Annotated in this window: 6 protein-coding genes; 2 read left to right on the top strand and 4 right to left on the bottom strand. The window is 58.6% G+C overall.

The annotated features are described in order from the left end of the window. Positions 1–166 precede the first annotated feature (166 nt). On the top strand, positions 167–571 hold the full coding sequence (locus tag ACOCD2_RS10025; protein WP_308333129.1) for a PilZ domain-containing protein: 405 nt from the start codon (positions 167–169) through the stop codon (positions 569–571). 69 nt (positions 572–640) lie between these two features. Here ACOCD2_RS10025 and ACOCD2_RS10020 read toward each other — a convergent pair whose 3' ends face one another. Beyond that, on the bottom strand, positions 641–2,626 hold the full coding sequence (locus ACOCD2_RS10020) for a transglycosylase SLT domain-containing protein (protein WP_293647234.1): 1,986 nt from the start codon (positions 2,624–2,626) through the stop codon (positions 641–643). A 131-nt stretch (positions 2,627–2,757) separates the two neighbouring features. On the opposite strand from ACOCD2_RS10020, the gene ACOCD2_RS10015 reads away from it, so the two are divergent. Beyond that, positions 2,758–3,204, top strand: a complete 447-nt coding sequence (locus ACOCD2_RS10015; protein WP_293647232.1) for a tetratricopeptide repeat protein — start codon at positions 2,758–2,760, stop codon at positions 3,202–3,204. Positions 3,205–3,278: 74 nt separating this feature from the next. Here the strand turns inward: ACOCD2_RS10015 and aroG are convergent, their stop codons facing one another. The 3 genes from aroG to ACOCD2_RS10000 form a co-directional block, all read right to left on the bottom strand. After that, the gene (aroG, locus tag ACOCD2_RS10010) at positions 3,279–4,337 is read right to left on the bottom strand and encodes a 3-deoxy-7-phosphoheptulonate synthase AroG (protein ID WP_293647230.1); all 1,059 of its coding nucleotides are present in this window, start codon (positions 4,335–4,337) and stop codon (positions 3,279–3,281) included. A 60-nt stretch (positions 4,338–4,397) separates the two neighbouring features. Further along, positions 4,398–5,369: an ABC transporter ATP-binding protein gene (locus tag ACOCD2_RS10005; RefSeq protein WP_293647228.1), complete on the bottom strand. Its 972-nt coding sequence runs from the start codon at positions 5,367–5,369 to the stop codon at positions 4,398–4,400. Between the two features lie 103 nt (positions 5,370–5,472). After that, positions 5,473–6,453 carry an ABC transporter ATP-binding protein gene (locus tag ACOCD2_RS10000; protein WP_293647226.1) on the bottom strand — a complete coding sequence of 327 codons (981 nt, stop codon included), beginning with the start codon at positions 6,451–6,453 and terminating at the stop codon, positions 5,473–5,475. Positions 6,454–6,623 lie beyond the last annotated feature (170 nt).

Raw genomic sequence — 6,623 nt, 5'->3', positions numbered from 1 at the left:
AATGACGCGCCTTCGGTGGCATCAGACATGTCCATCGATTTCTCCTGTGTCGTGAAATTTCAGGAGAAAGTCTGCACGGGGTCAGGTCGGGAAAACAGGTGTGGATTCTTGGGCGCTTACTATTGAGCCGGACGAGGGAAAAACTGTCCGGTAAAAACTGAATGATATGTTCCTGCACCGGGAGCGGGACATCGGAAATGAAACTATGTATGCCCTGAAGCACAAATTACACCGTGTAGAGACCGCTTTGCGTGCGAGTATGCGTGTTCGCGGTTCCATCGCGCAACCCGTCCTTGTCAAACAGCTTACCGAGACAGGCCTGGACTTTCTCTGTGATGCCGGCGCGCAATGCCGCATCATGCCGGAAGGACGCAAGACGCCGGGTCCCGTTTTTGGCGTTTACGTGGATATGGCGTTCCGGCTGCCGGGAAACGATCGGGAATTACAGACCCGCTGCCGGGTGGTGTTCTGTCACCGCCTGTCACAAAACAGTTATCGTTTTGGTTGCGAGTTTCACCAGATTGACGATGTTGACAGAGCATTGCTGATGGATTTCCTGCTCCGCAAGTAGCTTGAGCTGATCCGTTCTGCAGCCGCGGGGATGACCATGACTATCCCGCGTATCCTCCCACCACTTTACTTATAGTGCAGTACTGTCCTTGATGGTTGTCTGGGCAGTCTGTGCCGCCTGCGTCCCCTGTACCGGCAACATGCGTTCAGACAGTCGCGTGAGCTTGCGTTCGAGGCGGTGATCATAGATGGCAGCATAGGTGAATACCCGCTGCACATATCCCCTGGTTTCCCTGAAAGGAATCAGTTCCACCCATATATCTGCCGGCAGGCTGGATTTGGGCATCCAGCGTTTTACCCGGTGGGGGCCGGCATTGTAGGCGGCTGTGGCGAGTACCGGGTTGTCCCCTAGGCTGGCAAATATATCGGCCAGATAGGCTGTACCCAGTTCGATATTGATGCTTGGAGTGATCAGGTCCCTGCGTTTGGGCGAGCGTTTGCGCTTCAGCAGCTTTTTTGAAACGTAGCGGGCAGTTGCAGGCATGAGCTGCATCAGCCCCACCGCACCGGCATAGGAGCGTACACTGGCGTTGAAAGCGCTTTCCTGCCGTATCACGCCATATACCCAGGACATGTCCAGCCTGTTCTTGCGGGCAAAGTGTTTCACATCGGAAAGGTGCTCCAGAGGGAAGCGCAGTTCCAGGTCGTCCCAGTAGTCGGATTTGGCCAGTGTGAAAATGGCCTGGTCGTGCCAGTTCCAGGATTGCGCCAGTTCCGCGGCGGCAATGTATTCGTCTGCCGTCAGATCGCGGGTGGCGAAACGCCATTCACGGCGGGCATCCACCCAGCGATCCAGTGCCAGCAGCTCACGTGCTCTGGCCACTGCAGGGTTCCTGCTGATGGCATCGGCAAGCTCCTTGTCCACGGTGCTGGGCTTTGGTGAAAAATGATAGGGGCGACCGGTTCGGTCAGCGGCCAGAAATCCGTAGTAGCTCCGTTTGGCTGCCAACTGTTGGTACAGTATGGCGGCCCTGGCACGCTGACCGGTCTGCTCCAGTGCCCGCGCCAGCCAATAGGACCAGCGTTCGCTTTGCTGTTCCTCTTCCGGCATGCGTTCGATCCGCGAGACGACCTGCACCCAGTCATTGTGCAAGAGCGCGGATTTGACCAGAGCCTCCTGCAGTTTGCTGTCGTGACTGCAGGGTTGGAGATCAGCCATGAAGTCGATTGCGGCCGCCGTTTCATTTCGTGTCAGCCACAGGGCCAGCTTGCGGTTCACCAGGTGCTTCTCGAGAACGCTGAAGCTGAACCTCTTCTGCAGTCGTTTCCAGTAGTCCAGAGCGGGGACAGGGTCCTTTCGAATCTGTCTGTAAGCGGCATCCAGCAGAATTTTCTGGCGTTGAGGATGTTTTTTCTTCAGCGCAGGGTCGGTCAGGGCCAGCGCCGGTTTGTTGTGTATCCGCACCCAGGTATCCACCCAGCCCCGTTCTCTGGCGGGGAGGGACTTTTGCAGGAAGCGGGCCAGTTTGATTTGTCCGCGGTTCATGGCCAGTTCAATACGCCGCCAGACCAACTCTGTGGTCAGCAGCCCTGCCTGGCGCCAGGCCTTGAACACCGGATCGCAGGCTTTGGGGCGGGATTTGCCATAGAGCCACAGAGGTTCGACCTGTGAAAAAGCCTGTTCTTTGCTGCCGGTCTGGATCAGTGCCTGAAGATAGTGACACTGCCGGCTGATATTGGTTTGAGGGGTATAGAAGCGGATATAGTTTTTCCAGTCCCTGCGTTCCGCCAGCACATTCAGCCAGCGGCTGCGCAACAGGGACGGCAGGGGCGTGTCCTTGTATTTCCTGAGAAAACCGTCAACCTCATCTGCGCTGGCATTTTTCAGCTCATGCTTGAGCCTGGCGTATTCCAGGTATGGGTAAAGTGGATAATTGCGCAGCAGTGTTTTCATCTGCCGGGGCAGGGGTTTACCCGTCGCGGAGAGTTTTTCCGCAGCCTGAAACAGCTTGCGCTGTGCTTCCAGGGCGACATTGCCGGCAATAGCGGTGTTTACCGCCAGCAACATCAGTATCATTGCGAGCAAGGCGGGGGTCAATCGGTAGCGGGCATTCATTTTTCCACACTAAGCACTCTGTGATGCTCCTGCAATAGGGGTTTTCCCTGTAGCTCGCCTGTGAATAAATGCCGGCGGCATGAGCTACAATCCCCTGTCATTATAGAGCGTACAGGTTTTGGAGTTGTGATATGGCAGACAATAAGAGCATGGAAGAGGAAATGGCCCTGAACAGCGGCATTGCAGCTTTCGAGGCGAAGCATTTTGTACGCGCCGCAGAACTGCTGGAGCCGCTGGCAGAAGCGGGCAACGCGGAAGCCCAGTACAGGGTGGCCATCATGGCGCAGAACGGCCTGGGCATGGTGGAAAATCAGCTCCAGGCTTACAAGAACATGAAAGCCGCAGCCGAGGCAGGGCTGCCTTTTGCCCAGCATGGCCTCGGTTTCATGTACCTGGAAGGCGAATGCGTGGACAAGGATGGCAAGAAGGCGCTGGCGTGGTTCATGAAGGGCGCGGAACAGGGCCTGCAGGGTTCCATGACCACCATCGCCATGATGTATCAGGATGGCAACGGTGTGGAGGCTGATCCGGAAAAAGCCCGGGAATGGTTTCACAAGGCGGGTTTCGACGAGATGTAGTCCGGAAATACTGGTTCTGTACCAGGGCTGAAGTGCCGGTCAGCGGTCTCGTCTGAGCCGCATCGCGGCAATTCTCAGCGATGGCGGCGTTTGCGTACAGCCCTGGCCAACAATTCCAGCAGCGGCACGCTGTCCTCCCAGGCGAGGCAGGCATCGGTGATGCTCTGGCCGTAGGTAAGCTCTTTCCCCGGCTCCAGGGGCTGATTACCACCCACCAGGTGGCTTTCTATCATGGCGCCGACGATGCGGATATCACCCCGTTCGATCTGCCCGGCCACGTCCCTTCCCACGTCCACCTGTTTCTCATATTGCTTGTGGCTGTTGGCGTGGCTGAAATCCACCATCAGCCTCGGCGTCAGTCCCGCCTTTTCCATTTCTTCAGCGGCCAGGCTCACCGATTCGGCGTCATAGTTGGGGCGCTTTCCGCCGCGCAGGATAATATGGGTGTCGTTGTTTCCGGCAGTGCAGAAGATAGCGGAATGGCCTTCCTTGGTCATGGACATGAACACATGGGGACGCTCGGCGGCGCGCATGGCGTCAACAGCCACGCGCATGGTACCGTCGGTGCCGTTCTTGAATCCCACCGGGCAGGACAGGCCGGAAGCCAGCTCCCGGTGACCCTGGCTTTCCGTGGTGCGGGCGCCGATGGCGCCCCAGCTCACCAGGTCCGCCACGTACTGGGGTGAGATCAGATCCAGAAATTCGGTGCCAGCAGGCAGCCCCATGTTATTGATGTCGACCGGCAGTTGCCGCGCCAGTTCGAGACCCTTGTTGATCTTGAACGAGTTGTCCAGGTCAGGATCGTTAATAAGACCTTTCCAGCCCACCGTCGTGCGGGGCTTTTCAAAATAGACGCGCATCACGATGAGCAGGTCATCTGCCAGCTGCTTTTTTACTTCCAGCAAGCGGCCGGCGTAGTCTATTGCGGCCTTGGGGTCATGTACCGAGCACGGGCCGATGACCACCAGCAGGCGGTCGTCCTCGCCATGCAGGATGCGGTGAATCTGCTGGCGGGTTTCGAAGACGGTTCTTGCCGCTTCTTCCGTGATGGGGTAGCGCTCATGCAGAACGGCAGCGGGCACCACTTCCTGAGTGGCGCGGATGCGCAGATTGTCTGTCTGATACTGTTGCATGAGCCTGCCTGTTCGATCGGTTGGTAAGCAGATCATTATATTCCTTCACGGGGATGCCGCTCAATACAGATGACAGGCAACCTGGTGTGGAATGTCGTTTCCACTGATGTTTTTCAGCGCCGGCATACTTTCTGCGCAAACCGGCATGGCGTCGGGGCAGCGCGTGCGGAAAGGGCAGCCGGAAGGGGGATTCAGTGGCGAGGGCACGTCGCCCTGCAGGATGGTGCGGTTTGACTTGGCATCCGGGTCGGGCATGGGGATGGCGGAAAGCAGGGCCCTGGTATAGGGATGCCGGGGTTCGCGGTACAGATCCGTGGAAGAGGCGATTTCCACCAGTTTGCCCAGGTACATGACGCCGATCTCGTGGCTGATATGCTGGACCACCGCCAGGTCATGGGAGATAAACAGGAAAGAGATCCCCAGTTCCCGCTGCAGGCGGGCGATGAGGTTCAGTACCTGGGACTGAACAGATACGTCCAGGGCGGATACAGCCTCGTCGGCGACGATAAACTTGGGGTCGAGGGTCAGTGCCCGGGCGATACCGATGCGCTGACGCTGGCCGCCGGAGAATTCGTGGGGATAACGGTGCAGCACATTGGCGCGCATGCCGACGATGTCCAGCAACTCCAGCACTTTCTGCTTGCGGAATGCTGCATCGCCGATGCGGTGAACTTCCAGGGGTTCCAGCAGGGTCTGCATGACCGTGCGCCTCGGGGACAGGGAAGCGTAGGGGTCCTGAAAGATGATTTGCATGTCGCGACGGTGTGCCACCAGTGCTTTGGCGTCCAGCTTGCTGATATCCGCCCCTGCCAGACGGATTTCTCCAGCCGTGGGCTCATGAAGCCGCAGGATGGCCCGGACCAGGGTGGATTTTCCACAGCCGGATTCACCCACCAGGCCGAAGGTGTGCCCTTCGGGAATGCAGAAACTCACGTCGTCCACAGCCTTGAGGTGGCCAACGGTACGGCGGAAGAAGCCACCCTTGATGGGAAAGTATTTCTTGAGGTTCCGGACTTCGAGGAGGTTGTTCAAGGCTGATACTCCTCCGGGTAAGATGTCGGGCTGAAGCCCGACCTACAGCAAAGGTCAGCCATCGTAGGTCGGGCTTCAGCCCGACAACGAATACGCCATGCGCTCATGATGCTTCTCCTGCGGGGTGGAAGCAGGCCACGGCCTGATCGCCTCTCCATTCCAAGGGAGGTTCCTGCCTGTGACAGGCGTCATCTGCCTTGTAGCAGCGGTCCACGAAACGGCAGCCGGACGGCAGGTGCAGCAGATCGGGCACCGTGCCGGGGATGGTGGGCAGCTCATCCAGCTTTTCATCGCGGATGCGGGGGATGGACTTGAGCAGGCCCTCGGTATAGGGATGTTGCGGGTGGTGGAACAGGGGATGAATAGGAGCCTGTTCAGCCACCCGTCCTGCGTACATGACCACGGTGCGGCTGCAGGTCTGGGCCACCACGCCCAGATCATGGGTGACCAGTACGACGGAAGTGCCCAGTTCTTCCTGCAATTTGCTCATCTGCTCCAGTACCTGGGCCTGGGTGGTCACATCCAGGGCGGTGGTGGGCTCGTCCGCCAGCAGCAGTTTGGGATTGCAGGACAGGGCCATGCCGATCATCACACGCTGGCGCATGCCGCCGGACATCTGGTGCGGGTATTCGTCGATGCGCTTTTGTGGAGAGGGGATACCCACCAGCGCCAGCATTTCGACAGCATGGGCTTTGGCCTGTTTGCGGCTCATGCCCTGATGGCGCATGAGTACATCGGTCATCTGGGTGGCGATAGTGAATACCGGATTGAGGGCGGTCATGGGCTCCTGGAAGATCATGGAGATCTCCTTGCCGCGTATATGCCGGTATTCCGATTCCGGCAGCCCCACCAGTTCCCTGCCTTCCAGCCTGATGCTGCCGGAGACGATGCGTCCGGGGGGCGAGGGGATCAGCCCCAGGATGGCCAGGGAGGTCACGGACTTGCCACAGCCGGATTCACCCACCAGGCCCAGCGTCTCGCCGGGCATGATTTCGAAGCTCACGCCATCGATGGCGCGCACGATGCCGCGCTGGGTGGAGAACTCGATGACCAAGTCCTTTACGCTGAGCAGGGGCTGGGTCATGGTTGGCTCCTGTGTTTTGATGCCCTCTCCCTGTCCCTCTCCCGCATGCGGAGGGTGTCGTAAAAGCCTGTTCCCATGCACCTATGAAGCCCCCATTCCTTCGAGAAACCGAGGGATGGGTGCAAGGTGGATTTTATTGAAAAGAGAACGGGTCACCCGTGGAATCCGCC

It is taken from the genome of Thiolapillus sp. (assembly GCF_048562965.1).
In the GTDB taxonomy this organism is placed as follows: Bacteria; Pseudomonadota; Gammaproteobacteria; order Chromatiales; family Chromatiaceae; genus Thiolapillus; species Thiolapillus brandeum_A.
The sequence above is the reverse complement of the archived record's forward strand: the minus strand, read 5'-3'. Positions and strand labels throughout refer to the sequence as shown.